This window comes from Streptomyces sp. NPDC003035 (assembly GCF_042888285.1).
Lineage (GTDB): Bacteria > Actinomycetota > Actinomycetes > Streptomycetales > Streptomycetaceae > Streptomyces.
This window is the reverse complement of record NZ_JBIAPJ010000001.1, coordinates 824,425-850,304: the sequence shown is the minus strand read 5'-3', so window position 1 is coordinate 850,304 and position 25,880 is coordinate 824,425. Positions and strand designations below refer to the sequence as shown.

Annotated in this window: 23 protein-coding genes, 1 pseudogene and 1 riboswitch; of the genes and pseudogenes, 10 read left to right on the top strand and 14 right to left on the bottom strand. The window is 70.9% G+C overall.

Going from position 1 to position 25,880, the window contains the following annotated elements; all coding sequences use genetic code 11:
* Positions 1-2,669 precede the first annotated feature (2,669 nt).
* From ACFYV5_RS03815 to ACFYV5_RS03800, 4 genes are all read left to right on the top strand, one after another.
* Positions 2,670-3,032 carry an amidohydrolase family protein gene (locus ACFYV5_RS03815; RefSeq protein WP_389165060.1) on the top strand — a complete coding sequence of 121 codons (363 nt, stop codon included), beginning with the start codon at positions 2,670-2,672 and terminating at the stop codon, positions 3,030-3,032.
* A 1,101-nt stretch (positions 3,033-4,133) separates the two neighbouring features.
* Positions 4,134-4,748, top strand: coding sequence for a tryptophan 2,3-dioxygenase family protein (locus tag ACFYV5_RS03810; protein ID WP_389163921.1), 615 nt, complete (start codon positions 4,134-4,136; stop codon positions 4,746-4,748).
* Positions 4,741-5,208 (top strand): cupin domain-containing protein, encoded by a 468-nt coding sequence (locus tag ACFYV5_RS03805; protein ID WP_389163917.1) that lies wholly within the window; start codon positions 4,741-4,743, stop codon positions 5,206-5,208. The genes ACFYV5_RS03810 and ACFYV5_RS03805 overlap by 8 nt, the downstream gene beginning before the upstream one ends.
* Before the next feature lie 189 nt (positions 5,209-5,397).
* Positions 5,398-5,640, top strand: coding sequence for a hypothetical protein (locus tag ACFYV5_RS03800; protein ID WP_389163914.1), 243 nt, complete (start codon positions 5,398-5,400; stop codon positions 5,638-5,640).
* 172 nt (positions 5,641-5,812) lie between these two features.
* On the opposite strand, the gene ACFYV5_RS03795 is transcribed toward ACFYV5_RS03800, so the two are convergent.
* From ACFYV5_RS03795 to ACFYV5_RS03755, 9 genes and pseudogenes are all read right to left on the bottom strand, one after another.
* Entirely contained in the window at positions 5,813-7,066 is a 1,254-nt protein-coding gene (locus tag ACFYV5_RS03795; RefSeq protein WP_389163911.1) for a wax ester/triacylglycerol synthase domain-containing protein, read from the bottom strand.
* A 57-nt stretch (positions 7,067-7,123) separates the two neighbouring features.
* On the bottom strand, positions 7,124-8,332 hold the full coding sequence (locus tag ACFYV5_RS03790) for a beta-ketoacyl-[acyl-carrier-protein] synthase family protein (protein WP_389163908.1): 1,209 nt from the start codon (positions 8,330-8,332) through the stop codon (positions 7,124-7,126).
* A complete protein-coding gene (locus ACFYV5_RS03785) occupies positions 8,329-8,604 on the bottom strand; it encodes an acyl carrier protein (protein ID WP_389163905.1) in 276 nt (91 codons plus the stop codon). Before ACFYV5_RS03785 ends, ACFYV5_RS03790 begins: the two co-directional genes overlap by 4 nt.
* A gap of 28 nt (positions 8,605-8,632) precedes the next feature.
* Entirely contained in the window at positions 8,633-9,916 is a 1,284-nt protein-coding gene (locus ACFYV5_RS03780; RefSeq protein WP_389163902.1) for a wax ester/triacylglycerol synthase domain-containing protein, read from the bottom strand.
* 67 nt (positions 9,917-9,983) lie between these two features.
* Positions 9,984-11,288 (bottom strand): wax ester/triacylglycerol synthase domain-containing protein, encoded by a 1,305-nt coding sequence (locus ACFYV5_RS03775; RefSeq protein WP_389163899.1) that lies wholly within the window; start codon positions 11,286-11,288, stop codon positions 9,984-9,986.
* 136 nt (positions 11,289-11,424) lie between these two features.
* Positions 11,425-11,733: an acyl carrier protein gene (locus ACFYV5_RS03770; protein WP_389163896.1), complete on the bottom strand. Its 309-nt coding sequence runs from the start codon at positions 11,731-11,733 to the stop codon at positions 11,425-11,427.
* A 113-nt stretch (positions 11,734-11,846) separates the two neighbouring features.
* Positions 11,847-12,938, bottom strand: a complete 1,092-nt coding sequence (locus ACFYV5_RS03765) for a cytochrome P450 (RefSeq protein WP_389163893.1) — start codon at positions 12,936-12,938, stop codon at positions 11,847-11,849.
* Positions 12,939-13,406: 468 nt separating this feature from the next.
* Positions 13,407-13,816 (bottom strand): annotated as a pseudogene (locus ACFYV5_RS03760) (transporter); the annotation flags it as partial.
* A gap of 679 nt (positions 13,817-14,495) precedes the next feature.
* Positions 14,496-15,767 carry an MBL fold metallo-hydrolase gene (locus ACFYV5_RS03755; protein ID WP_389163890.1) on the bottom strand — a complete coding sequence of 424 codons (1,272 nt, stop codon included), beginning with the start codon at positions 15,765-15,767 and terminating at the stop codon, positions 14,496-14,498.
* 83 nt (positions 15,768-15,850) lie between these two features.
* Here ACFYV5_RS03755 and ACFYV5_RS03750 point away from each other — a divergent pair, with 83 nt between their 5' ends.
* The 5 genes from ACFYV5_RS03750 (at position 15,851) to ACFYV5_RS03730 (ending at position 20,480) form a co-directional block, all read left to right on the top strand.
* Positions 15,851-17,029, top strand: a complete 1,179-nt coding sequence (locus ACFYV5_RS03750) for a Glu/Leu/Phe/Val dehydrogenase dimerization domain-containing protein (protein WP_389163887.1) — start codon at positions 15,851-15,853, stop codon at positions 17,027-17,029.
* A 97-nt stretch (positions 17,030-17,126) separates the two neighbouring features.
* Positions 17,127-17,753, top strand: a complete 627-nt coding sequence (locus tag ACFYV5_RS03745; RefSeq protein ID WP_355115082.1) for a TetR family transcriptional regulator C-terminal domain-containing protein — start codon at positions 17,127-17,129, stop codon at positions 17,751-17,753.
* A gap of 99 nt (positions 17,754-17,852) precedes the next feature.
* Complete coding sequence (locus ACFYV5_RS03740) at positions 17,853-18,608, top strand: VanZ family protein (RefSeq protein ID WP_389163885.1); 756 nt, start codon at positions 17,853-17,855, stop codon at positions 18,606-18,608.
* 95 nt (positions 18,609-18,703) lie between these two features.
* On the top strand, positions 18,704-19,408 hold the full coding sequence (locus ACFYV5_RS03735; protein WP_389163883.1) for a response regulator transcription factor: 705 nt from the start codon (positions 18,704-18,706) through the stop codon (positions 19,406-19,408).
* Positions 19,401-20,480 (top strand): sensor histidine kinase, encoded by a 1,080-nt coding sequence (locus ACFYV5_RS03730; protein ID WP_389163880.1) that lies wholly within the window; start codon positions 19,401-19,403, stop codon positions 20,478-20,480. The genes ACFYV5_RS03735 and ACFYV5_RS03730 overlap by 8 nt, the downstream gene beginning before the upstream one ends.
* 224 nt (positions 20,481-20,704) lie before the next feature.
* On the opposite strand, the gene ACFYV5_RS03725 is transcribed toward ACFYV5_RS03730, so the two are convergent.
* The 3 genes from ACFYV5_RS03725 to ACFYV5_RS03715 all read right to left on the bottom strand — a co-directional run bounded on the left by ACFYV5_RS03725 (position 20,705) and on the right by ACFYV5_RS03715 (position 23,657).
* The gene (locus tag ACFYV5_RS03725; protein ID WP_389163878.1) at positions 20,705-21,541 is read right to left on the bottom strand and encodes an SIMPL domain-containing protein; all 837 of its coding nucleotides are present in this window, start codon (positions 21,539-21,541) and stop codon (positions 20,705-20,707) included.
* Between the two features lie 187 nt (positions 21,542-21,728).
* Positions 21,729-22,523, bottom strand: coding sequence for an SGNH/GDSL hydrolase family protein (locus tag ACFYV5_RS03720; protein ID WP_389163875.1), 795 nt, complete (start codon positions 22,521-22,523; stop codon positions 21,729-21,731).
* Positions 22,524-22,673: 150 nt separating this feature from the next.
* Positions 22,674-23,657, bottom strand: coding sequence for a peptidoglycan DD-metalloendopeptidase family protein (locus ACFYV5_RS03715; protein WP_389163872.1), 984 nt, complete (start codon positions 23,655-23,657; stop codon positions 22,674-22,676).
* A 4-nt stretch (positions 23,658-23,661) separates the two neighbouring features.
* Positions 23,662-23,850: riboswitch (cyclic di-AMP (ydaO/yuaA leader) on the bottom strand.
* A 349-nt stretch (positions 23,851-24,199) separates the two neighbouring features.
* Between ACFYV5_RS03715 and ACFYV5_RS03710 the strand changes: the two genes are divergently transcribed.
* Positions 24,200-25,012, top strand: a complete 813-nt coding sequence (locus ACFYV5_RS03710; RefSeq protein WP_355115069.1) for a tyrosine-protein phosphatase — start codon at positions 24,200-24,202, stop codon at positions 25,010-25,012.
* A 28-nt stretch (positions 25,013-25,040) separates the two neighbouring features.
* Here the strand turns inward: ACFYV5_RS03710 and ACFYV5_RS03705 are convergent, their stop codons facing one another.
* Both ACFYV5_RS03705 and ACFYV5_RS03700 read right to left on the bottom strand, forming a co-directional pair.
* Complete coding sequence (locus tag ACFYV5_RS03705) at positions 25,041-25,196, bottom strand: DUF6126 family protein (protein WP_389163869.1); 156 nt, start codon at positions 25,194-25,196, stop codon at positions 25,041-25,043.
* 20 nt (positions 25,197-25,216) lie between these two features.
* On the bottom strand, positions 25,217-25,849 hold the full coding sequence (locus ACFYV5_RS03700) for an XRE family transcriptional regulator (protein ID WP_389163866.1): 633 nt from the start codon (positions 25,847-25,849) through the stop codon (positions 25,217-25,219).
* Positions 25,850-25,880 lie beyond the last annotated feature (31 nt).

Here is a 25,880-nt window from a genome sequence, read left to right as displayed (position 1 = left end):
CGTCGAACGGGCGGCTGCCCGCGCCCGTGACTGTGCCAACCCCCGGACGATCACTCGCGTCACGCCTCGTCCGGGTGAAGGCCGGGCATACCCGGCTTACCCGGCCCTGTCCGGCGTCGTGCCCTGTGCGGCTTCCATCGTCGTGCGCCGGGCGGGACTCAGTTCTTGAGCACACACCCGTGGCCTCGCATCCCGGTTACTCCCAGGTCCTGTGAGCGTTCTGCAGTGGCTGGCCGCCGGCGCGAAGGAGTCTCCCACGGCGCCTTCGGGACGGTGCGCAACGCCGCTGGAGCTCGCCCTGCCGGCGACCGTCACGGCCGCCGCGTCGCTCACCGCGCTCGTGCACCGTCGACACCGGCCTGGCCAGGTGCCCACGCTGACGCATAAGGCGAAACGTATTACTTCCGGCGCACTCCGTGCTCGGAAATGAACACCATCGGAAATGAACACCATCCGATTACGGCAAATAGGCGTGGTTCTGCGCGCCCGCGCGCCCCCTTGCGCCCACCCAGCCGCCCGCAGAAGCCCCCACTCTTCGAGCCGGGGTGTGGAAGCGTATGCCCAAACGGTGAGCGGCGAGCTGCAGGCGACCCTCGGCGGCATACAGCAACGACACGACCGACACCTTCTGTGCGTCGGACGCCCTGCTCCCTGATCGCACGGCTGTACGCACCGGATCCGCCCTCGGGACCGGACGCGTACGCCGCCTCGTACGAGAGCCCAGCGCTCGGCACCAGGCCGTCGCGTGAGACCGACCTTCGGGGAGGGTGCCGTGTTCGACTTCGGCTACGTCAACCGCCGTGGTTTCCTGCAGACCTCCGTCGCCCGACTGGCAGCTTCGGCGATCCCTGTCAGGGCTGCCGCCGATGCCCCCGGCGAGGAGCAGGTTCTGCACTACCGAGAGATCACCGGCGGGTCGGTCACCGCTTCCGCCGACGGCCGCCTGGTGATCGCCGAAGCACAGGGAGTGCAGTGGCGCGTGCCCGGCGATGGCGGGCATGCCGCCCGGCTGACGGACTGGGACCTGGAGGCGACCCGCCCGGCCCTGTCCCCCACCAGTGAGGCGGTGGCCTTGGGCGGTTACCGCGGCGGCGCCTTCCACCTGTGGACGATGCGGGCCGACGGCACCGGGCTGCGGCAGCTCACCCACGGCCCCTGGGACGACCGCGGCGTCGCCTGGTCACCCGACGGTACCCGCCTGGCATTCTCCTCCGAACGCGGGGGCGACCCGGTGTCGGGCAGTCCCTTCGGCTTGTGCGTCGTCGACGTGGACGACGCCCGGCCGAGGCGGCTGACCGGCGGTGCCTTCGAGGACTACGACCCCGTCTGGTGGCCGGACGGACGCTCACTGGTGTGCGTCCGCGCGGCTTCCGTGAGGGCTATCACCTCATCCGGGTCATCGACACCCGCACCGGCACCGACCGGCGCCACCTGCCCACCGCGCACCAATCACTGTCCGACCGAGCCGCCGCCGGACCCGTCTGGTCCCCCGACGGCCGTCACATGGCGCTGGTCGCCGAATCGGCCCTGTGGCTGCTCCCGGTCACCCCCGACGGCACCCCGGCCGGCCCCGCCCGCCACGTCACCGAAGAGCCCGCCGACCACCCCAGTTGGGCCCGGGAGTCCAACCGCCTGCTCTACCTCGCCAACGGGCGTCTGCGCCTGTTGGACCTCGACGGCGGTACGGCACCGGGACACACCCGCACCCTGCCCCGTCGCGCTGTCCATGCGACGCCGACCACGCGGACGGGAACCGCTGCGCATCCACGCCGGCCAACTCTGGGACGCCACAGGCGCCCCGCCCCGCCACGACGTCGACATCCTGATCGACAACGGCCGCATCACCGCCGTCGAACCGCACCAGGCACGCCGCCCCGGTCACCGCACCATCGATGCCTCCGATCAGACCGTCGTCCCCGGTCTGATCGACAGCCATACCCACCCCTACAGCGCCACCTACGGCGCCCGTAACAACCTCACCGCCCTCGCCTACGGCATCACCACCACCGCCTGCCTCGGCGCACCCTTGTACGAGGCAATCGGGCTGCGCGAATCACTCGCCTCGGGCCACAGCACAGGCCCACGCCTGCTGGCCTGCGCGGAGCTGATCGACGGCTCCCGCACCGCCTACAGCAAGGGCCGCGCCCACCGCACCAGGGCGGGCCTGGAGCGCACCCTGCAACGGGCCGCCGCCTTGGACGTCGACTTCGTCAAGACCTACGTGCGGGCCCCCGCCGATTTCATGGCGCGGGCCGCCGTGGCAGCACACCGCCTCGGCGTGCCCTGCGGCAGTCACCTGTGCTCCCCCGGCCGTGCCGCGGGCCAGGACCTGACCACTCACCTGCAGGCCACCCAGCGCCTGCCCCACGGACACGCCACCACGCCTCTCGGCCACATCCGCCAGGACCTCGTCCAGCAGTACGCCGACGGCACCTACTCCCTGATCATCACTCCGTTCACCGCACGGGCCCTCCTCGCCGACGACCCCGTCCTGGCCGACGACGTGCGCGTACACACCCTCATGCCGCCCTGGGACGTCGCCACCGTCCGCGAACGCGCCGGCACCCCGCCCACCCCCCAGCAGCTCCAGGCGCTGGCCACCGAAATGGGCAACTACCGTCTGCTCGCCGCAGGCGGCGCCCGGCTCGCACTGGGCACCGACGCCCCCCCTGGCCCCGGTCGGTCTCTCCCTGCACCTCGCCCTGCGCGCCCTGCACACCCACGGCTTCACCCCCGCCCAGGCCCTGAGCAGCGCCACCGCCGTCCCCGCCCGGCTGTTCGGACTCCACACCGACCTCGGCACCGTCGAGCCGGGCAAGATCGCCGACCTCACCGTCATCGACGGCGATCCCTTCACCGACTTCACCACCCTCATCAACACCCCCCTGGTACTGCGCGACGGCGTGCCCCACCATCAAGCCGACCTCACCCGCGTCGACACGTCGCCGCTTCCAGCCGCTCCCCCTGACACCACCTGGCTCGACGTGGCCCGAGGTTTCCAACGCGGTACCTGCTGCCATCCCGGCCCCTGACCGCCCGCAGCACAGCAGCCCACACAGGGGGTGACCATCAGGTTCAACCCGCAGACGGCCGGCGGGACGCCGCGCCTACGGAAGGAGTGCTCCGGACAAGGCTCCTCCGGACGATTTCGACGCCGGTTGCAGGTGTACCGCTATGTGCCACAGGTTTGGCAAGGCCACGAGACCACGACCAGACATCGTCACCGATCTGTTCGTTCGCGCCTGGCGAGAGTCGCATACGCGAGTCCACCAGTAACGGCCGTTAGAGAGGTACTCACTCATCGGCAGGTACGGATGCGCGGCCTTGCCCGTCGGCCGCACCGGTACCGCCAGCGCGGGCAGGTCCTGCTGGCGTACGGCATCGTAAAGAGCGGCCAGGATGCGCCCGCACAGGCCCTGGCCGCGATAGTGGGGGTCAAGTCGGCTCGCCCCGCGCATGTGGAGTGCACTGGGCGGGCGTCCCCCGCGCGCCGCACGGTCTGCGGATTACCGTCGGGGGACGGTTGATAACTTCCTCACGTCACGTGCAGGGGGAAGGTGACCAGGCTGGACAGACAAGGGACCCCCCACGCTACGGCGTCGGCCGGTAGGGCCCGTTCCCGCAAGCGCCACAATGAATTTCGCGTCCTCGTCTCGGGGAAAACCCTCCTGTCGAGCGCCTGCGGCGGATGAGCGGGTGGGCATGTCGGATCCTGCATCCGGTGCGGCCGAGTCCGGACAGTGCCGGCTCCCGTGGCTTCGTCACGAAGTGCAGGGGGCTCCCGGGCTCGCCAGCCGACCCGAGCGCGCTACTCCCACTCCGATCGTGAGGATCCGTTCGCGTCCGTCGCTGATCTCGCCGATCGTGCTCCCCGACCGTTCTGACCCGCCCGGGCAACAACCTGCGGCCGACCGGCATGGAATCCGGCCCTTGCACAGCGAGGCTCCCCTGCGCGCCGTGAGGACAAGGGGTCCGATCGGGTGATGCCAGGGCGTCTCGAGCTGGGACGTGACAGACGTTCATTGCCGGCGGCCATCATTGGTAGGGGGCGTGCCACCGCACAGAGCAGCAACACGCGGTGCTGGCCGCGCCCCGCTGAACAGGACGACATCACCGACCGAGGCGGAGTCCCCATGGAGACGCCCTACGCCTGCTATCTACAACTTCCCGACCTCCTGGGCCTTCAACAACCCCGAACCCCTGACGACCAGTCGGAGCAGTGGGCAGACGAACACCTCTTCATCACCGTGCACCAGTCCGCCGAGTTGCTCGTGAGCCAAGCGCTGGTCGACCTGGAAAGAGCCTTTCAACAAGCGCGCTCCGGCCATGCCCCCACGGCCATCACCGCCCTGCGCCGCGTCACCGCGGTGATCTGCCTACTCGAAGATCACCTCGCGCTTCTGGACCACCTGACCCCTGAAAGCTTCGCCTCGTTTCGGCCGCTCCTCGACAATGCGAGCGGAGCACAGTCAAGTCAGTTCACCGAACTGTTCCAGCAGATCACCGCACCGGGCTGCCCCTCCCTCTCCGACACGGACCCCGGCACGACGCCTGGGATGAACGAGGCAGGCGAGCGAGAGCTGACAGAAGAGTTCAGGACGCTTCGCGCCGCGGTGACCCGGTGGCGGACGAGGCACCTGCTGCTCGTTGAGCGGATGATCGGTGATCAGGCAGGTACAGCCGGAACCTCGGGCCTCACGTATCTGAGATCACAGATCGACTTGCCGCCCCATACGACCCATGGCTGACGAACTCGATGCACCAGTGGGCGGCGAGGCCTCGAGAACTTCTGAGTTGGTCGCACGCCTTGGACTTGAGCCGCACGTCGAGGGCGGCTGGTTTCGCCGTACCTGGGTGACCGAGCCGCAAGCGGTACCGGACGGCTACGCAGAGACGCGTCCATTCGCGACAGGCATCTACTTCCTTCTTCACCCGGGTGAGGTCTCACGCTGGCACCGGGTGCGTGCCGAGGAGCTGTGGCTATGGCACCGAGGCGGACCGCTGATCCTTCGGCTCGGCGGAAACGGGAACGCGCCCGAGGTGACGGACGTCTTGGTTCTGGGGCCAGAGGTCGAGCACGGTGAGCAACCGCAGGTCCGGGTGCCGGCCGGCGTCTGGCAGACCGCAGAGACAAAAGGCGCCGAGCCGGTCCTGGTGTCGTGCGTCGTCGTTCCGGGCTTCGACTTCCAGGACTTCGAGATGCTGTAAACCGGCGTGCTGCGACCACGACGCGGGGCACGGGCTCGAAGCCGGCCAACGCGGCGGCCGAGCAAACGGCGCAAGCCTGGCCTGCCCCGCGCCGACGCGATCGGGCACATCAGCCATGAGAAGTGGTTATGGCGCCAGGTCTACCCGTCACCCGCCGACCGGCCGGGAGGCACGCCGCCGATCGCGTTCGTGTTCGCCACGACCACGGCTGCCAAGGTCGCGAACCCAGTCAAGGGGCTGGAGGAAGCTGGCCGCCGGTACCACCTCAAGGACCCCGACACTTTCGTGTGGCCGCTGAACTTCCCGACCGGCGACATCCGGCCCCCGCGGGCCCGAGACGCCCGAACCGGCACCGACTTCGAACCCGACCCGGAAGGCGGCGAGGACGCCCCGGCCCCCGAGGTCCGGCCCACCCTCCGCCTCGCCGGCTGAACCGACTGCCGCACCTTGCGCACCATCGCGGCGCCCCCCCCGATCGGGAGGGCGCCGTCGTCGTCCCCGGCCGGGACGGAGCAGGACACCGGTAGCACCGGCCTGCTGAACGAGCAGCAGCCGTGTGCCGCCTGGCCCTATGCCGACCCTTTCGCTCCGCTGACCCAGCTGTTCATGCGACGTGAGAAGTGCTCATCGCAGCCAGCGTTGTCAGTTCCCCTGCCACGGTGTCGGCGATCAGTTGGGAGTCACCGGGGCGGAGGTGGCTGACGACGGTGAGCGTGTAGGTCTCCGCGTTCTGGACGAGGTCGAGGTTGACGGTGCCGGGTGGAGGGAGGGGAGGCAGGGCTGTGATGCCGGTCAGGCGGCGGCCGTGCAGGTGGCTCGGGCCGCCTCGCCACTTGAACGCCGTGCACACTGCTGTGCTCACATCGGGCTGGATCAGGCGCCTGGTCAGCGCTGTGGTCAGCCAGGGTGCCGTGCGGGAGATGCCTTCCAGGACGGCCAGGGCCGCGCGGTGGGCTTGGCATCGCCGGTTCGCGGCCGACAGCAGGTGCTGGCAGGTCCGAAGGCGGTCGGCCGGGGAATCGGTGTCCACGGGCAGCGGGACGCGGATGGCGGTGCTGAGGTTGCCGAGCGTCTGTGCCTCGGACGGGCTGCGCAGATCCACGGGAACTCTCGCGTACAGGGGCGCGGCGCCGCAGGACCGGGTTGAGAGGGTGTCGTAGCAGGTGGGGAGGGCACCGGCCAGGGCGCTGAGGAGGAGCTCGTTCAACGTCGCGCCCCGTCCGGTCGCGGGCTGGCACCGTGCCGAGCGCATCACGGCGGGGTCGAGCCGGGCGACGGTGATGGAGGGGCGGCATTCGCCAGGTGCCGGCGGCAGGGGCTGTCCCCGGCCGCTGCTGGCATGCCACTCCCCGAGCAGGTCGGTGACCGGGACGCGGGGCCGCGGCAGCATCGGGGCGGGTTTCGGTGCGCGGACGCGGATGTCGGCCTCGTCCATGAGGAGGCGAAGGAGGATAGCGAGGGAGCCGCCGTCGAGAAGCGCGTGGTGGGCCAGCAGCACCAGGGACTGTTCGCCGGTCGGTGCGGGTTCGGGCACCAGCAGCTGCCACGGGGGCCGGTCGGCAGGCAGCCGCCGCACTGCCGCCGCGGCCAGGAGCGAGGGCAGTTCCTGTGCGCACGCGGTGACGTGTGCGGCCGGATCGAACGGCCCCGCGAACGCCCAGCGGTGGCCGGACAGCGCCGCCAGCCGGGAAGGCGGCTGCAGGATCTGGTGCATCCGCTCCAGCCCACCCCAGCGCTCACCGACACGGGAGCGGAGTTCGGCCAGGTCGAACGGCTTGCCCGCGTACAGCGTGGCAGAGCCCATTGTTCCGGGCAGCCCCGGGCGCAGGAAGCTTGCATCTTTCCCTGACAGCCGCATGCGGATCTCCCTGTGCTCGTGATGGGTACGGTCGTTGTTTTCGGTGCGGTCGGCGCGTCAGATCCGAGGGGCGTCGAAGACGAGGCAGGCGTTGTGGCCTCCGAAGGCGAAGCTGGTGCTGAGGGCCGGTCCGGCGGGCAGTTTGCGTGGCCGGGCGGTCACGAGGTCCACGTCGCACTCCGGATCGAGACGCACGGTGTTCGCGGTCGGCGGCACGATCTCCTCGTGCAGTGACAGGCAGGTGATCACGGCTTCCAGGGCTCCCGCCGCCCCGAGGGAGTGCCCGGTGACCGCCTTGCTGGCGGTCACCGGGACGGCGGCGGGGCCGAACAGGGCGGTGAGGGCGCGTGCTTCGGCCACGTCGTTCAATGCGGTGCCGGTGCCGTGCGCGTTGATGTGCGTGACGGCGTCGGCAGGGGTGCCGGCGTCAGCGAGCGCCTGTTCCATGCACGCTCGCGCGCCGGTGCCTTCGGGGTGAGGCGCCGTGATGTGATGGGCGTCGGAGGTGCTGCCGTACCCGGTGAGGGTGGCGTAGATCCGGGCGCCGCGGTCGCGGGCGTCATCCAGCCGCTCCAGCACCAGGAAGGCTGCGGCCTCGGCGAGCAGGAATCCCTGCCGGTCCGTGTCGAAGGGCCTCAAGGCACGGGCAGGGTCGTCGCATTCGGTGATCATGGCACCGGATCGTCCGAAGGCGAGCGCGGTCGTCGCGGTCATCGGGCTTTCGTGGCCGCCTGCGATGACGACGTCGGCGCGCCCGGCCCGGATCATCAGCATCGCCTCGCCCACCGCATGGCTGCCGGAGGCGCAGGCCGTGGAGAGAGTCAGTGTGGGGCCGGTGGCGCCGTGCTTGGCGCTGATCCAGTGGGCGCCGGCGTTGGGCATCATCCGGGGTACGTACGTCACGTCGGGCCCTCCGATCCCGGCCTCCTGGGCGATCACTCCGCCGTAGGCGGTGCCGGTGACGACCGCCCTGCGGCTTGCGGGGGCTTGGAGGCCTCCGGCATCCGCGACGGCGTCCGTGGCGGCGCACACCGCCATCTGCACGGACCGGTCCGTTCGCCGCGCTTCTTTGTAGGTGAGGTAGCCCTCCGGTGTGAACTCGGGCATCGGGCATGCGGGGCGTACGACGGTGCCTTCGGCATCGAAGGCGTGCATCTGGGCCGGGCAGCGGGAGGCGAGCAGGTTCTCCCACAGTGCGCCGACACTCGTCCCTGCCGCGCAGCGGACACCGAGGCCCGTGACCGCGACGGCGCTCTGGTGAGTCATCCGGATCCCACTCCCGAGGCACGCGTGGTGCGCAGGTGCTCGATGAGCTCGGTCAGGTCGCCGACCGTGTGTACCGAGGCGGGATCGACGCCTCTGAACGACACGTTGAAGTGGTCCTCGACGGCAGCCCGGAGTTCGGTGATGTCCAAACTGTCGGCTCCGAGGTCGGCCACGAGCCGAGCTTGCGGCACGACGTCCTGCACCGGCACGGACAGGCAGTTCGCACACAAGGCGCGCAACTCATCCCAGTGGTCCAGGTGTTCTGTCTTCACGGTGTCTTCCTTTGCTCTGGTGCCGTCATCAGGGGCCTGGTCGGTGCGCACCGGCGTGGCCGGCGTGGTGACCCGGCTCTGCCATCCGCGCCAAGGTGTCGATCTCCTGGACGACGGCGTCGGCGAGCCGGTCGGCGCTGCCGGGAAGCAGGTGGCACACGGCGGTCAGCGCGCACGCGCCCGGAGTCTGCATCAGCAGAAAGCTGGCACCGCCCGGCCGGGACAACGGGGGCAGGCCCGCCATGTGCCCTAGCTCCCGGCCTTGAAAGGTGGTCGAGCGGGCACGCCACCTCACGGCGGTCGTCACCGTCGCCATGTAGGACGGCCGGCCTCCTCTGCCGGTCAGCCGCGCGCCCGCCCACGGCGCCATCCGCCGAACGCTCTCCGCCAGGGGGAGCAGCACGGCGGCGTGAACGCCGGCTCGTTCGGGCACCGCCTGGAGCGCCCCCTGGCAGACCCGCAGGCGGGCCACCGGGTCGGCGAGGCCGAGGGGCAGCGCGACCCGAATGGCGGTGACGACGTTGCCCAACTCGTCCTGGTTCTCCCGTGTACGCAGGTCGCACGGCACACACGCGTACACCGGCCGCGCGGACGGCCAGTCCTTCAAAGGGCCGAAATGGGTGCGCAGCGCTCCGGCCACCGCGCTGGTCAGCAGCTCGTTCGGGGTGGCGCCGCGTGTGCCCTTGGGGTGCCGGCCCGCGGCACGCAACGTGGGAACCGGCAGCAGGCGGACGGCGACCGAGGGCTCCGCCTGGTCAGGTGAGGGCAGGGGGAGGATCTGCCCGGGTGAGGTCAGCGCCTTGAGCTCCCGGGCCACCGCAGCCAGCGGGATGCGAGGGGGCCGCGGCACAAGGCTGCTGGTCCGCACAGGGTCGGCGCCGTCCATCAGCGCGCGCAGCGCAACGGTGAGGGAGTGCCCGTCCATCAGCACATGCTGGGCCACCAGCGCCAGCGCGAAGCCGCCTTCCGATCCGCCCGGAACGAGGAACAGCCGCCAGAGCGGCGCCCCGCCGGGCGGCGGCCGGTTGACGAGGTGGGCCCACAGCTCGTGCAACTCGCAGTCCGCGTCAAGAACGTGCTCATCAGGGTGGAACGGTCCCGGGACGGCCCAGTGCGCGCGGCGCCCGTCCTCGTCGGCGCCGGGCGTGAAGTGAAGCACCTGGTTCAACCGGGACAGGGCCGTCCAGCGTTCGGCGACCCGCCGCCGGACTTCCTCCAGCGAAGGCGGTTCCCCAGTGAAGACCGCGGCCAGCCCCGTGACACCGGAGCATCCGTTACGCAGGAGCATCTCGTCGGCGAGGGACAGTCTCATGGGTTACACCGCCTGTCTGTCTTCCGTCGGCACATAGCCCCGCTGCCGGGCGCTGCAGAGGCGGAACTCATGGCCTTCCACGTCGATCAGGCACGTCCATGGCACAGCGATCGGCCCGGTGTCCGAGACCCGTGACGGGTCGGTCACCAGGCCGGGCGCTGAACGCGGGCACACCGTGCGCGAGCGATGCCAGTTCTCGCTCGAACGCGTCGGCCAGGTCCCGGGCGTGGCCCTCAGGGGTGTGGCCCGTCACGGTCAGCGTGAAGGCACGCGCGTAGTCCGTGAGCGTCAGGCGGACCGTTCCGCGGGTCTGCAACGGCGCCAGGGGAATCACCCGCTCCAGCGCTGCGCCGTCCAGGGACCAGGGCCCGCGCGGCCAGGTGATGACGGTGCAGGCCACGGGGGCCCAGTTCGGCAAAGCGGCCGGAATGCTGACCAGGCGCAGCGCCCAGGGTCCGATGCGGGAGGCGGCGTTGACCAGGTCGAGCGTGGCATGCGCCCGCTGCAGGGGACCGGGGCCGGCTAGCAGCTCACGGCAGGCTCGCAGCCGTTCTTGGGGGTCGTCGACCGCCACGGGCAGGGGAAGTCGCACCACTGAGAGGAGGTTGCCGAGCTCTTCACTCTGTTCGGGTGTGCGCAGGTCCACGGAGAACATGCCGTAGAGCGGGCGAGCCGCGCCGGGCCAGCGCTCCGGGGGGCCGTGGACGGCACGCAGGGCGCCTGCGGACGCCGCGAGCAGCAGTTCGTTGAAGGTCGCGCCCAGCCCCGGCAGAGCCCGGCGGGCCGCTTGTACGGTGTCGGTGTCCAGGCCGCTCCAGGCGAAGTCCCTCTCCGGGCGGACCGGCCCGCGGAGACGTGGCAGGGCACGCCCGCACCGCAGGGTGTCGAGCGGCCGGCCGGCATCCCGCGCTGCAGGTGTGGTCCGCACACCGCGGTGTGTGGTGCCGCCGCGTTCGCTGCCGCTGTCGAGGAGCCCGCTCAGCAGGCGTTCCAGGGACCGTCCGTCCATGAGGGCGTGGTGGGCGGTGAGGATGAGGGCGAAGCGCTCCTGCGACCCCTTCTGGCCGGGGCGGACCAGCAGCAACCGCCAAGGGGGCCGCCCGCCGGGCACCGGCTGGGTGATCAGGCGGGCGAGCAGTCCCGTGAACGCCTCCTGCCCCATACCGTCACTGGGCACCGCCGCGAGGACCTCGGCGACATGAGCGCCAAGGTCGACGTCCTCACTGTGGTGCCAGCGGTGACGGCGCAGCCAGGAGGGCGGCCCGGGCCGCAGCAGGACGCGGCGCAGCTGCGGAATGCCGCCCCAGCGGTCGGCCACGCGAGCGCGCAGATCAGCAAGCGACGGCGGTGTCCCCGTGAACAGCAGGGCCATTCCGATGGGGGGTGAGGGACGCGCGCCAATTCCGGCGAGGAGTTCATCGACGGGCGACAGAAACACACTCGTGCTCATCGTGTGAACCGCGTTTCCCTCTCCGGGCCGCTCGGCGCGCTTTGGCCACTGCTCGGTGTCATGGTGCCGTCACCTCCGCACCGGAGGCGTACGAGCCATCGATGGCGGCGGCAACCTGACTCAGCGTCGTGTCCAAGGTGACCTGATCGTGGCTGAAGGGCAGGCCGGTCCGCCTCTCCAGGGCGACGGCGAACTCGACCTGCGACAAGGAGTCCAGGTTGACGTCCTCCATCGTGGTTTCGGGCGTCAGGTCGCCCTCGGGGCACCCGAATTCGCCGACCAGAACTTCCACGACGATGCTGTATCCCGTGCCCACTACAAACTCCTCGTGACGTCGCTCGCACCGGCTGCTGCCGTCGGTGTGCAACGGCCGATTCTGCCAAGGGAAACCTCGCGCACCTGGCCAAAAGCGGGCCTTTCACTCGTAAGAGGCTCCCGTCGCGGCACAGTGCAAGGGGCCAGACCCCTGGGCACCCTGGCTCACCACTCCACAAGCAGCCGTGAGAGCCCGCGGGTGAACAGACCCTCCTTCCAGGCGACGGCCTGCGGCGGCCCGGCGGCCAGCCGCAAGGACGGGAAGTGCCGCAGCAGTTGCGCCAGGACGATCTGCAGCTGGAGCCTGGCGAGCGGCGCGCCGGGACACCGGTGCGCGCCGTGGCCAAACGTCAGGTGGTTGGCAGAACGACTCTGCGACGTGCCGTCCCGCGGCTCGGCAAAAACGCTCTCGTCCCGGTTGCCGTGCAGCAACGACACCACAACGGCCTCGCCCGCGGCGACCGTGACTCCGCCCAGCCGTACCGGTTGCGTTGCCACCCGGGTCAGACTCACCGGGGTGGAGGGCGTGAGCCGCAGCAGCTCCTCCACGGCCGCGGGCAGCAGCTCGGGCCGTCGGCGCAGCTGCCCGTATGCGAGCGGGTCAGACACCAAGGCGAGCGCCCCCAGACCGATCTGACCCGCGGTCGTCTCATATCCGGCCGTCAGCAACGTCAAGCCCATGGTGATCAGTTCGGCAGAAGACAGCCTGTCCTCGTCGTGTGCCTGGATCATCGCGGTGAGGAGGTCGTCGTCCGGTTCCTGGCGCCGGCGCTCGACAAGGCCCGCCATATAACTCACCAGCCCGAGGCGGTGCCGCGCCTTTTCCTGGCGTGTGCCGTGCGTGCAGTCGAACACCACTTCCACGTGGTCACGGAAGCAGTCGCTGTCCTGCGCGGGGATGCCCAGCAGCGAGCACAGCACGCCGCGTGCCAGCGGCAGGGCCAGACCTCCGCTCAGGTCCGCGGGTGGCCCAGCAGCGATCAGCCGGCCGATGTGCTCGTCGGCCAACCGCTCAATGGACGGGCCCAGGAGCGCTGCCCGGCGTCCGGTGAACGCACCCGCCACCACGCGCCGCAGCCGCGCATGGTCGGGGCCGTCCATGCTCACCATCGACTGCGGGGCGGGCTGGACGTCGACCAGCTTCGGCGCCGAGGCCCCGGCGGCCGCGACCCGGCTGAATCTGTCGTCCGTCAGCACCAGGCGCCCGAGGGCGTGGTCACGTACGAGCCACACCTTGTCGCCGGTCGGTGCTGTCACACGAGCAACGGCTCCCGGGGCTTCTGTCAGGAACGCCGGCAAGGGCCCTAGCTGATTCACCTCGATGCGCAGGGGCGCAGACGCCGATTCCAACGATTCCATGGCCCTCCAACTCGATCGGACACGTCCACGGGACGTCGTCCGGGCCGATGGCCGAGATCGGTGACACATACGGGCGTCCCGCGGTTCGCAGGATACGCCGCGGCGCATTTTTCACCCGCCATGTGAATTGGCAGCGGGCCGCAGCAATGCGCCTGGAGCTGTAGACCTGCTAGCGGCGACAATAACAACGTTTAAGGGTGCAACCGCCCTCGTGCGCACAGGTGTTAGTCCTCACCGGAGACAAGGTTGTACGCTTCCAGACGCGCCGTAGATGAAATAGTGCGATTTTTCTTGCACCGGCTTTTCAGGACGATGTGCAACCACTCATCTGAGTGATTCCACCCTCGCTGGTGGCATCTACAGTGCAAGAGCAGGGCTCTCCTGCCTCGGCGTGACGCAGGCGAAGTTCCGCAGCCGCTGGTACGCGTCGTACTGCTTGCGCTCGACCTTCGTCACGCCCTCGCCCAGCCCCAGCAGCGTCTCGTCGACCAGCGCGATGTGGTGCTCACCTAGCATGGTGTAGCGCACGGGATCGATGGACCTGCCGGTGCTCACGCACGGCGTGGAGGTCATAGCGTGAAGCCGCCGGCCACGCAGATCAACCGCGGTGTGCTCCACAGAACTCCGGCGGCAGCCGCCGCCCCGAGCAGCTCGCGGACCAAGGCCTCGAAGTCCTCCCGGTGGTCCATCAGCCAGGCCACGTAGAACAGGCCCTGCGACAGCACACCCGGGTCGGTCGCCCGCTTGTACTCGACGATCACCGGCGAGCCGTTCTGGGGTCCATCATCCCTCTTCAGGGCCGGTGGCAAGTCTTGGGGCGCTGGTCGGTGACCTGTCGGCTGGCCTCGTTGCCACGCGCGGACCTCGTCGAGGATCATCTTGAACTCGCCCACTGTGGGTGCCTTCTGGGAAATGGCAGGAGATGACCTGGGAAACCGGCGGGAGATCGGGGTAGACGCGGCGGGAGATCCGCGGAGGGCGCTTCGCCCAGCCGCTGCCGGAGCTCCGCGCGACGGCCTCGCGGTCGATCCCGTCTACCGACAGGGCCGCACTGGGCGGTGACCCCCATCGGTCATAGCGCCGCCGCCCTCGCACGCGAGCACCGACAGGCCCTGGGAATTGCCATCGACTGCCTGTCGAAGGCGGTGCCCGAGTTGACTGAACACCTACTCCTATGAAGGACCTACCCTTCGACCGGGCCGCGACAGCATGCGCGAAAGCGGGGGCGGATGTCGGTCAGCGGCTGGCGGTCGCGGGTTTATGCGCCCACGACGTGTGTGCGGACGACAACCGATGACGATCCCCCTCTCGTCGGCAGAGGCACGAACCGCTCGGCACTCACCGGAGGCTCCCGCCGGGACGGGCCGTCCACAGCACGCAGCACACGGTCACGCTCCTCCTCCGAGAAACGAGCAAGCATGGCCACAACCCTGTCCAGTTCGTCCTCACCCGACCTCACCGATCACCCGCAAGGTCAAGATCAAGCTGGCGGGCCTCGCCTGGCTTTTCTGTCGGTTTCGGCTGGCGCCACGGATGGGCAATGGGGTGAGACGCTCCCCGCCACCAGGCATCCGACGGCAGCTTCCCCGCAGGCTCGAACGGCTCGCCAGGACGAGGGAACGCCACCGCCTGGCCGACCTCCTCGGCCTCGTACTTGGTCCACTCCCCCGGCTCCGCCCACGCATGCGGAGCCAGGTTGAAGGTCGCCCAGTGGATCGGCAACATCACCCCACCCGGACCATCTCCTTGCAGGTCAAGATGCGCCTGCACCCCCTTCGCGGGCGACATGTGGTTGTCTGGCCACTCACCCGGCAGCGGCGTATAGTCCGTGTGGTTCTTGGGCCAGAACTCGCTGTACGCCCCGATCTGGATCATGGTCACGTCGAAGGGGCCGTGCGCGGTGCCGATCTCGGCGAAGCCGGGGAAGTAGCCCGTGTCGCCGCTGTGGTAGATCCGGTGGTCCGGGCCCGCGACGACCCAGGAGGCCCAGAGGGTGTGCTGGGTGTTGCGCAGACCGCGGCCGCAGAAGTGGCGGGCGGGGGTGGCGGTGAGCCGCAGGTCGCCGATCTCGGTGGACTCGTTCCAGTCCAGCTCGCGCAGACGCGAGGCGGGCACGCCCCAGCGCTCCAGATGGGCGCCGACGCCCAGCGGGACCGCGAAGACCGTGTCCGTGGCGGCCAGTGCCTTGATCGTAGGCAGATCGAGGTGGTCGTAGTGGTCGTGGGAGATCACGACGACGTCGACCGGGCCGAGCGCGGCGAGCGGCAGCGGCACGGGGTGCAGCCGCTTGGGGCCGGCGAACGCGAAGGGCGAGCAGCGGTCGCCCCAGACGGGGTCGAAGAGCACGCGGTGGCCGTCGATCTCGGCGAGGACACTGGAGTGCCCCATCCAGGTGAGGCGGAGCCCCGAGACCGGGGGCTTGGCGAGGTCGCCCAGGGTGGTCGGGTGGACGGGGATCGTGCCGCTGGGGGCCCGGCGCGCCCGTGCTTCCTTCTGGAAGTAGATCTTGGCGAACTCGACGGTGGAACCGGACGGCGGGGTCCGGGCGGACTGCGGGTTCTGGAAGACGCCGTCGGCGAAGTGGGGTGAGCGCCGGATGCGCGCCAGGCGCTCCCCGGCCGGGTCGGCGCCGAACGCCTCGGGCCGCAGGGCGCGCAGGCGAGCCCGCAGCGAGTGGTCGGAGCCGGTGCCGGTCACGGGGCCTCCCGATGGTCGATGTCGTTCCATTATGAGCGGCCCGCCACGGTCCCGGCGGAGCGATGGGTGATACTGAACCGCTGTTCAGTACCGCCGAAGCACGGAGTATCCCCATGAGCGCCGCCCCCCTGTTGTCCGTCGGCTGGACCGACCACGTGACCGGCCGTCGCGGTCATCTGGTCGTCGACCGGCTGGTACGCGGGGTGGCCAGCGGCGGGCTGCGGATGCGCGAGGGCTGCACCGCCGAGGAGGTCGCCGGCCTGGCCCGGGGCATGACCATGAAGGAGGCCCTGCACTACGACCCGAACAGCCGGTACGTCCCCCTGGGCGGCGCCAAGGGCGGCATCGACTGCGACCCGCGCTCCCCCGAGGCGTACGGCGTACTGGTCCGCTACCTGCGGGCGATGCGCCCGTACATCGAGCGCTGCTGGACCATGGGCGAGGATCTGGGGCTGACGCAGGACCTGGTCGACCGGGCGGCGGCGGAGGCCGGGCTCGTCTCTTCCGTCCAGGCGGTGTATCCGCTTCTGGAGGACGAGGAGGAGGCCCGGAGGCGGCTCGCCGACGCCTTCGCGGTGGAGGTGGACGGGATCGGGCTCGACGAGCTGGTGGGCGGCTGCGGGGTCGCGGAGTCGGTCCTCGTGGCCCTTGACCGGGCGGGCCGGCTGTACGCCGGTACGCGGGTCGCGGTCCAGGGCCTCGGCACCATGGGCGGGGCCACCGCCCGTTTCCTCGACCGGGCCGGACTGACCGTGGTGGCGGTCGCCGACGTGAAGGGCACGATCGCCAACCCGGACGGTCTCGACGTCGAGGCGCTCCTCGCGGCCCGCGACGGGCACGGGACCGTGGACCGCGCGGCGCTGCGGCCCGGGGACCGGGAGGAGGCGGGCGACGCCTGGTTGTCGGCCGACGCGGACGTCCTGGTGCCGGCGGCCGTCTCGTACGCGATCGACGCCGAGGTCCAGGCGCGGGTCCGGGCCCGGTGGATCGTCGAGGCGGCGAACATGCCGGTCCTGCCCGCGGCGGAGGAGCTGCTCGCCGCGCGCGGGGTCGTCGTGCTCCCGGACGTCGTCGTCAACTCCGGTACCAACGCCTGGTGGTGGTGGACGCTCTTCGGTGACATCGGGGCGGACGCCGAGGAGGCCTTCACGCACATACGGCGGGCCATGCGGTCCCTGGTGGGCCGGATGCTGGACCGGGCGGAGGCGGAGGGAAGCTCTCCGCGCGCGGCGGCGCACGCGCTCGCGGAGGAACGGCTGCCGGAGATCGCCGAGCGGTACGGCTGGTACTGACCCGGCCGGGCCGCGCCGGGGCGGCTCCGGCCGCACCCGGCAGTCGGCACCCCGTAAATGATCATGCCCGTGTCATGTGCTGTGTAGGCTGACCGACGTGGCGAGAGTGCGGTTGAGCGTGGCGGAACGGCGGGAGGAACTGCTCCGGGCCGCCGTCGAACAGATCGAGGAACGGGGAGTGGCGGCCGTCAGGATCGCCGATGTGGCCGCCGTGCTCGGCGTCAGCAACGCCCTGGTGCTCTACCACTTCGCGACCAAGGAGAAGCTCGTCGCCGCGGCCTTCACCTATGCCGCCGAGGCCGACCTCGCGCATCTACGGCGCCTCATCGGGCGGCGGACCACGGCCCTGCGCCGGCTGCGCGCCGCCGTCCGCTGGTACGCCCCGACCGGGCAGGCCAAGGGCTGGCGGCTGTGGATCGAGGGCTGGGCGGCCTGCCTGCGGGAACCGGCGCTGCGCGAGGTGGCCGGGGCTCTCGACCAGCAGTGGAAGGCGGCCCTGACCGAGGTGATCGCGGAGGGGGCGGCGGCGGGCGAGTTCCCCTGTCCCGACCCGGCGGCCGCGGCCTGGCGGCTGACCGCCTTCCTGGACGGGCTCGCGGTGCAGATGACCGCGTACGCCGGGTCGCTCTCGCGGGCCGCCATGCTGGAGTGGGCCGACGCCGCGCTGGCTCGGGAGCTCGGCCTGCCGTCCCTGGACGGCGCCGCGTCACGGCCCGCGGGATGACTCCCGCCTTCCGCGTATCGCGGGCGTATCGCGGGCGTATCGCCGGCGTATCGAAAATCGCATACGTCACCGCAACGGCCCTCCGTCTTCCATGAGGGCATGAACCACTCCGCATCCTTGTCGGCACCGCCCCGCCGCACGCGCGGGATCATCAGGATCCTGCTGATCGGCCTGGCGGTCGTCGGCGTGGCGAGCGCCGTGTTCCTCGTGCGGCGGCCGCTCATGATGTCCGCTCCGAGGTGCCTGGCCGGGCGGTGGCACGGCTGCTTCGACACGTTCAACGGTGTCGTGCTCATGACCTTGGTCGCGGTGCCACTGTCCCTGCTGGTGGTGTGGGCTCTGGCGCGCCGTCGGCGTGCCGCCGGCGTCCCCTCGGCGTGGCGGATGTCGCTGGCCGAGGTGGGCATGGTCCATGGGACGGTGCCGTTCCTCTGGCTGACCATGATGCCGGGCGCCGGGGCCGGCGTCGTCCCCGGCCGGGTGAGCCTGGTACCGCTGCGGGACCTGGTCACGATGGGGCCGCTCGGGATCGTCGGCAACCTGCTGGTCTTCGCGGCGCTGGGGTTCTTCGCCCCGATGCGGTTCGCGGCGCCGGCGTCCGTGCCGCGGATCCTGGCTCTCGGGGCGGGCTGCTCGGTCCTGGTCGAGATCGCGCAGTACGTCCTGCGGCTCGACCGGGTGTCCTCCGTGGACGATGTGCTGGTCAACGCCACCGGCGCCGTGCTTGCCGGGCTGGCGTCGCGCCGCTGGTGGCGTACTACGGCCGAAGCGCCGTCGGACGGGTCGCACGCCGCGCCCGCACCGGCGTCGGCATCGGCATCGGCATCGGCATCGGCATCGGCATCGGCCGGCTGAGTCGCGTGTCCGGTGTGCACACGTCGTCGCACATGTCCTTGCAGCACATGTCCTTGCATACGTCGGCGATATGTCCCGCTGCTTAGGCTTCGGACATGCGCGTACTGATCGTGGAGGACGAGCCCTACCTGGCCGAGGCCGTCCGTGACGGTCTGCGGCTGGAGGCGATCGCCGCCGACATCGCCGGCGACGGCGACTCCGCCCTGGAACTGCTCGGCGTCCACTCCTACGACCTCGCCATCCTCGACCGCGACATCCCCGGCCCCTCCGGCGACGAGGTCGCCCGGCGCATCGTCGCCTCCGGCAGCGGCATCCCGATCCTCATGCTCACCGCCGCCGACCGGATCGACGACAAGGCGTCCGGGTTCGAGCTCGGCGCCGACGACTACCTCACCAAACCGTTCGAGCTGCGAGAGCTCGTCCTGCGGCTGAGGGCGCTCGACCGCAGGCGCGCGTACGCCCGGCCCCCGGTCCGCGAGATCGCGAACCTGCGGCTCGACCCCTTCCGCCGGGAGGTCTTCCGCGACGGACGCTACGTCGCGCTCACCCGCAAACAGTTCGCCGTGCTGGAGGTCCTCGTCGCCGCCGAGGGCGGGGTCGTCAGCGCCGAAGAGCTGCTGGAACGGGCCTGGGACGAGAACGCCGACCCCCTCACCAACGCCGTGCGCATCACCGTCTCCGCCTTGCGCAAACGGCTCGGCGAACCATGGATCATCGCCACGGTGCCGGGCGTCGGCTACCGCATCGACACCGGCCCCGACACCCCCGGCACCGCCCGCCCCGGCAGGACGCATGCGTAGACGCCCAGGGCTCAGCGCCCGATGGAAGCTCACCCTCAGCTACGCCGGGTTCCTCGCCGTCGCCGGCGCTCTCCTGCTGGCCGTGGTGTGGGTGTTCCTGCTGCGCTACGTACCCGACAACTCCCAGGGCCTTCTCGGGATCTCGCCCAACCGCTACCTCCTTGTGCGCACCTTCGCCCCCGCCGCGGCCGTGGCGATGGGCTTCCTGCTCGTGTTCGGCCTCGTCGGGGGATGGTTCCTCGCCGGCCGGATGCTCGCACCGCTCACACAGATCACGGATGCGGCGCGGACGGCCGGGAACGGGTCGCTGTCCCACCGGATCCGTATGAAGGGCCGCCAGGACGAATTCCGTGAACTCTCCGACGCGTTCGACTCGATGCTCGAACAGCTCGAGTCGCACGTCGCAGAGCAGCAGAGGTTCGCCGCGAACGCCTCCCACGAACTGCGCACCCCGCTGGCCGTCTCGCAGGCGCTGCTCGACGTCGCCCGCAAGGACCCCACGCGGGCCCGGGGCGAGCTCATCGAACGCCTGCACACGGTCAATACCCGGGCGATCGGCCTCACCGAGGCCCTCCTGCTGCTCAGCCGCAGCGACCGCCGAACCTTCACCCGAGAGAGCGTCGACCTCTCCCTCGTCGCCGAAGAGGCCGCCGAAACCCTGCTCCCCCTCGCCGAACGGCGCGGAATCACGCTCGACGTCACCGGCGGGGCGGCCCGGACCAGCGGCTCCGCGGAGCTCCTGCTGCGGATGGTGACGAACCTCGTCCAGAACGCCATCGTCCACAACCTCCCCGCCGGCGGCACTGTCACGGTCCACACCGAAGCCTGGGGCAACACGAGCGTCGTGCGGGTCGAGAACACGGGCCCTCCCCTCCCCCCGGAACTCGTACCGACCCTCACCGAACCCTTCCAGCGCGGAACGGAACGCGTACGCACGGACGAGCACGCCGGCGTCGGCCTCGGCCTGGCCATCGTGCACAGCATCGTCCGCGCCCACGACGGGACCCTCGACCTCGCCCCCCGCCCCGCCGGCGGTCTCCTCGTCACGGTCCGGCTGCCCGGCACGCCCTAGGGCCTGTCTCTTGGATCATGCCGGGCTCGCGACGCCTGGCACCCACGCTCGCTGCGTTGTCGTCAGTCGTCGATGGCCCCCTGTGCCTGGCGGCACGGGAGGTACCCCCACCGCATGGACTCTCCCCCTGCCTTCGGCGGGGGACCCCCATCCTCCGCCTTGCGATCGCACGCACCAGACGCCGCTCGCTGATCCGGCCTGATCCAAGAGACAGGCCCTAGGCGTCAGAGCAGCTGGTACACCGCCGTGACCGTCACCCGCTCCTCGATCTCGCCGGGGGCCAGGGGGACCTCCGGAGCGTCGGCCGGCATTCCGGTCGCGGTTCCGGGGCCGGGCCGTACGCTCTCGCCCTCGGTGAGCGACACGAGGCGGCCGAGTCGGTGCCCGCTGAGGCGAGCGTGCTGAGCGGCCTTGTCGTACGCGTCCTTGTGGGCGATCTCGCGCGCCGTGGCCCGCAGCGCGCTCGGGTCGGCGACGTCGAAGGAGACGCCGTTGACGCGGCCCGCGTCCCCCGTCGCGTCGGTCACCGCACCGATGACCTGGCCCGCCCTGTCGACCTCCCGGACCTTCACGGTGAAGTGCTGCGCGGCCTGATACCCCGTCACCTTGGCCTCCTGGTTCGCGGTCTGGGTGTAGACCGGCGAGAGGGACAGGCTGTGGGTACGGATGTCCCGGTCGGCGACGGACTGCTTCCGCAGCGCGGCCAGCAGCGCCTCCCCGGCGGTGCGCTGGGCGGCCACGGCGTCCTTGGCGGTCTTACGGGTCACCTCGACGCCGACCGAGAGGACCGCGAGGTCGGGCTCGGCGGCGGCCCGGCCGGTGCCGGTCACCGTGATCGTCGCCGGAGCCGTGGCGGTCGTGGCGGTCGCGGACGCGGCGGGCCCGGGGGTCAGGGCGAGGGCGGGCGCCACGCCTCCGACCGCCAGGGCGCCGAGCACCGCGCCCACGGCGAGCGCCCGGCCGAGCGGACGGGCGAGTGGACGGGCGAGTGGACGGACGGGGAACGGAGAACCGGCGGGTGGGGCCGGGAGGTGGCTGCTCGGGAGATGACTGGTCCTCACGGGCGGTCCCTTCGAGGGTCGTCGGAGCTGGGGACGACGGCCGGACCGGAAAGCCGCCCGGCGTCGCGCACATCCCAGCACCCCACGGCGCCGCCTCCCGTGCGCCACTCCTGCCCCGTCACCCGCTCAGGTCTGGACGAGAGGTCACTGCCCCGTCGGCTACGTCCCTCTGGAGACGCTGCCGCGCTCAGAGGGGCATGAGGTCCGGGCGCTTGGCCTCCACGTGGTCGCCCGAGCTCTCCCCCCGCAGGCGCCGCCCGATCCACGGCACCAGGTACTCCCTGGCCCATTGGATGTCGTCGCGGCGCACCTCCAGGGTGCCCCGGGGCGGCACCGGCGGCCAGACCTGGTCCGGGTCGGCCGGTACCTCGATGCCGAGGACCTGGGCGGCGCGCAGCGCGACCCGGGTGTGCCCCTCGGGCGAGAGGTGCAGCCGGTCGCTGTCCCAAGCACGCCTGTCCTGGACGGACTTGAGCGACCACAGGTCCAGGACCGGGCAGCCGTAGCGGTCCGCGATGGCCCGGACATGGGCCGTGTAGGTCGCGATCTTGCCGCGCAGATGGCGCAGCACGGGTACGTCCCGGGTGTCGAAGCCGGTCGTCACCATGACCGTGCCGACGGCCGAGGTCAGCTCGGCGACGGCGCGCTCGAAGCGCTCGGCGACGTCGTCGGGGTCGCTGCCGGGACGGATGATGTCGTTGCCCCCCGCGCAGAAACTCACCAGGTCCGGGGCGAGCGCCTTCGCCCTGGGGACCTGCTCCTCCACGATCTGATCGAGGAGGCGGCCGCGTACGGCCAGGTTGGCGTAACGGAATGCGTCGTGCTCCGGCAGCTGGTCGGCGAGCAGCACCGCGAAGCGGTCCGCCCAGCCGACGTACTTCCCGTCGGGCCCAGGATCGCCGACGCCCTCGGTGAAGCTGTCACCGATCGCCGCGTACGACCCGAACACGCCCATGTCTCTTGATCTCGAATCGTCTGCCACGGGAGCACATCTTTCCCTTACGCGTGTGACCTACGCGACCGTAAGGAGGGGTTGACGACAGGTGAGATACGCCACCGGTCAAGATTGCCCCAAGCCGGAATACGCCGAGGCCCGGCACACGAGTGCCGGGCCTCTCTGGCGTTGCGTGGATCAGATGCCGACGCCGTGCTGACGCAGGTAGGCCAGCGGGTCGATGTCCGAGCCGTAGCTCGGCCCGGTGCGCATCTCGAAGTGCAGGTGCGGACCGCTGGAGTTGCCGGTCGAACCGGACAGGCCGATCTGGTCGCCGCCGCCGACGCTCTGGCCGGCCGAGACGGAGAGGGAGGAGAGGTGCGCGTACTGGGAGTACGTGCCGTCCGCGTGCTGGATGACGACCTCGTTGCCGTACGAGCCGCTCCAGCCTGCGGAGTGGACGGTGCCCGCGCCGACGGCCTTCACGGAGGTGCCGGAGGAGGCGATGAAGTCGACACCGGTGTGGTAGCCGGAGGACCACATGGAGCCGGAGGCGCGGTACGGCGTGGAGACGCCGCCGGAGACCGGGGCGACCCAGCCGGAGGACGCGGCCTGCGCGGGGGCGGCCGGGGCGGCCTGGGTGGACTCCACCGTGCTGCGCTCGGTGGAGCGCGAGCTGCGGGACTCGGCCGAAGCGGAGGAGGACTTCTCCGCCTTGGGCGCGGCCTTCGGGGCGGCCTTGGGGGCTGCCTTCGGGGCTGCCTTCGGGGCGGCGGCCTTGGGCGCGGGCGCCTTGGCCGTCGACTTGGCGCCGAGGGTGAGCTTCATGCCGGGGAGGATCAGCGAGGGGTTCTCGCCGACGACCTGGCGGTTGTCCTGGTAGAGCTTCTTCCAGCCGCCGGCCAGGTGGTGCTCGGCCGCGATCTTGGACAGGTAGTCGCCGGGGACGACGGAGTACGTCTTCGGCTTGGCGGCGGGAGCGGCCGGGGCGGCGGCCGGAGCCGCGGCGACGGCGGCGACGGCCTGCTCGGGCGTCACGACCGGGGCGCCCTTGTCGGCGGCGTGGGCTCCGGTCGCACCGAGGAGCGGCAGGGCGACGACGGCGCCACCGGTGCCGGCGGCGACGAATCCGCGCGTGATCGGGTTGACCTTGGGACGGCGATGCTTACCCTTCGCGGGCATGGCGAATTCCTCTCCGTCGCCTGCGAGGTGAGCTGTCGGGTTCGAACTGGAGATGTTCGGCCGCGTTCTCACGCGGCTTCACCCCGAGCCGTCCGGATCGACCGGTGCGGCGTACTTACCTGGGTCCCCCGCTCCTGCCATACGTGGGTGGGTGCGGATTCCGGACGGTGGCAGGATTCGGCGGTCCGACCGGATTGACGGTGACCGTAGACGAGCGGGGCCGACCCGAACAAGCCACCGTTTTTCTTTCGCATTCACCGCCTTGCCATTCACGCCGAATTCCGGTCACCCTCCGTGGATACCGGAACCCTGATTTCCTTTTCCGGTAAGGGGATTGGCCGGAATGATCAGGCACGGTCCGTGACCTTTATGACGCTGCTCACGCGCCGGATCCCATCTCCCCTGCAATCAGGGCGCGTTATATCGAAGGAGTCAATTCGGACAGAACACCCATTCCTCTACCCGGGGGTGTGCGGAGCCGACCCCACCCGGGATGATTGCCTCAGGAACCGATTCCGATCCGCCAACCTTCAGGAGCACTCGTGACGCAGCAGCTGCCGCAGGTCCCGTCGACCGAACCCGAGCTGGCCGGGGTACGCAACTTCCGGGACGTGGGCGGCCTGCCGACCGTGGACGGCCGATCGGTGCGCTTCGGGCGCCTCTTCCGCAGCGGCCACCTCGCGCACGCCACCGAGGAGGACGCGGCCTTCCTCTCCACCCTCGGGCTGCACACGATCTTCGACTTCCGCAACCTGGCGGACCGGAAGGTCGAGGGCCTGGACATCGAGCTCCCCGGTGTACGAAATGTGAACATACCGCTCAACGACCCGGCCGACGGCAAGGAGTTCTGGAAGCTGGTCAGCACCGGCGAGCTGGAGCAGCTGCGCGCCGCCCTGGGCGACGGCAAGGCGGCGGACCGAATGTCCGATTCGTACCGGAAGATGATTGTCGAGCGGACGGCGGAGCACAGCCGCATCCTGCACGCGATGGCCGAGGACAGCGTCCCCGCGCTGATGCACTGCGCGGCCGGCAAGGACCGGGCGGGTCTGTCCATAGCCATCTCGCTGCTCGCGGTGGGCGTCGAGCGCGAGGCCATCGAGGCCGACTACGTGAAGTCGAACGACCCGCACCGCCGCTACAAGGTGCGCCGCAGCTCCACCGCCGTGGACGCGATGTCGCCCGAGGTGATGGAGCTGCTCAGCCCGCTGTTCGACGCGCGCGTGGAGTACCTGCGGGCGGCGCTCGAGACGATGGAGCAGACCTGGGGCACGGTCGAGAGCTACCTCTCGGACGGCCTGAAGCTCAGCCCGGAGACCCGGGAGCGGCTGCGCGAGCGGCTCGTCGCCGAGGCGTGAGCCGCCCCGGGCGCCGCCGCCCCGTCCGCTACCGGTTCTGCCCGCCGAGCACGAACAGCAGGTAGAGGAAGGCGGCGAAGAGATGCCCCGCCACCAGATACGCGAAGAGCCGGAGCACGAGCCCCTTCGGGAACCTGCCCTCGCCGCGTTCCTCACCGGTGGTCGGTGCGGACTTCTCGGACATATCGGCCCCTTCCGGAGGGCTCAGCGCGGATGCGGGGCTCCGTCGCCGAGGCACAGCTCGGCGGCGGGGCTCTGCATCAGCGTGTGGACGAAGAGCAGCTCGGCCCCGCCGCGACCGGCGGCTCCGATGCGGTGCGGGGTGAGCGAGTCGAAGTGAGCGCTGTCCCCCGGGTCGAGTACGTGCACGGCGTCGCCGAGCGCGAGGCGCACCCGCCCTTCGAGGACGTGGAGCCACTCCTCTCCGGGATGGACGCGCACGATGTCGGACCGGGTGGCGTACGGCACGTGGACCCGGAGCGCCTGCAGGGCGCGGCCGGGGCCTCCGGCCTGGCGGTAGATCCAGCCGTCGGCCTCCACGGGCTCGGACCGGCCCGCCCGGACGATCGGGTCACGCTCGGGCGGAGCCTCGCCGAGGAGCTCGGAGACCGTCGTACCGTAGATACGGGCCAGAGCGAGCAGCATGGGAAGCGAAGGCTGCCGACGGCCCGTCTCGAGCCGGGAGAGGTGGGCCGGGGAGAGGCCGGCCCGCAGGGCGGCCGCCTCCAGGGTCAGTCCACGGCGCCGCCGCAGGGCGCGCAGCTGGGGCGCCACATCGGGCACGGTGGGCCCGTCCGGCACGTCGCCCGGCGCATCGGGAGCGGGAAGGGTCTCCATGCCCTCCATTCCGCCAGGATCTTTCCTCCGG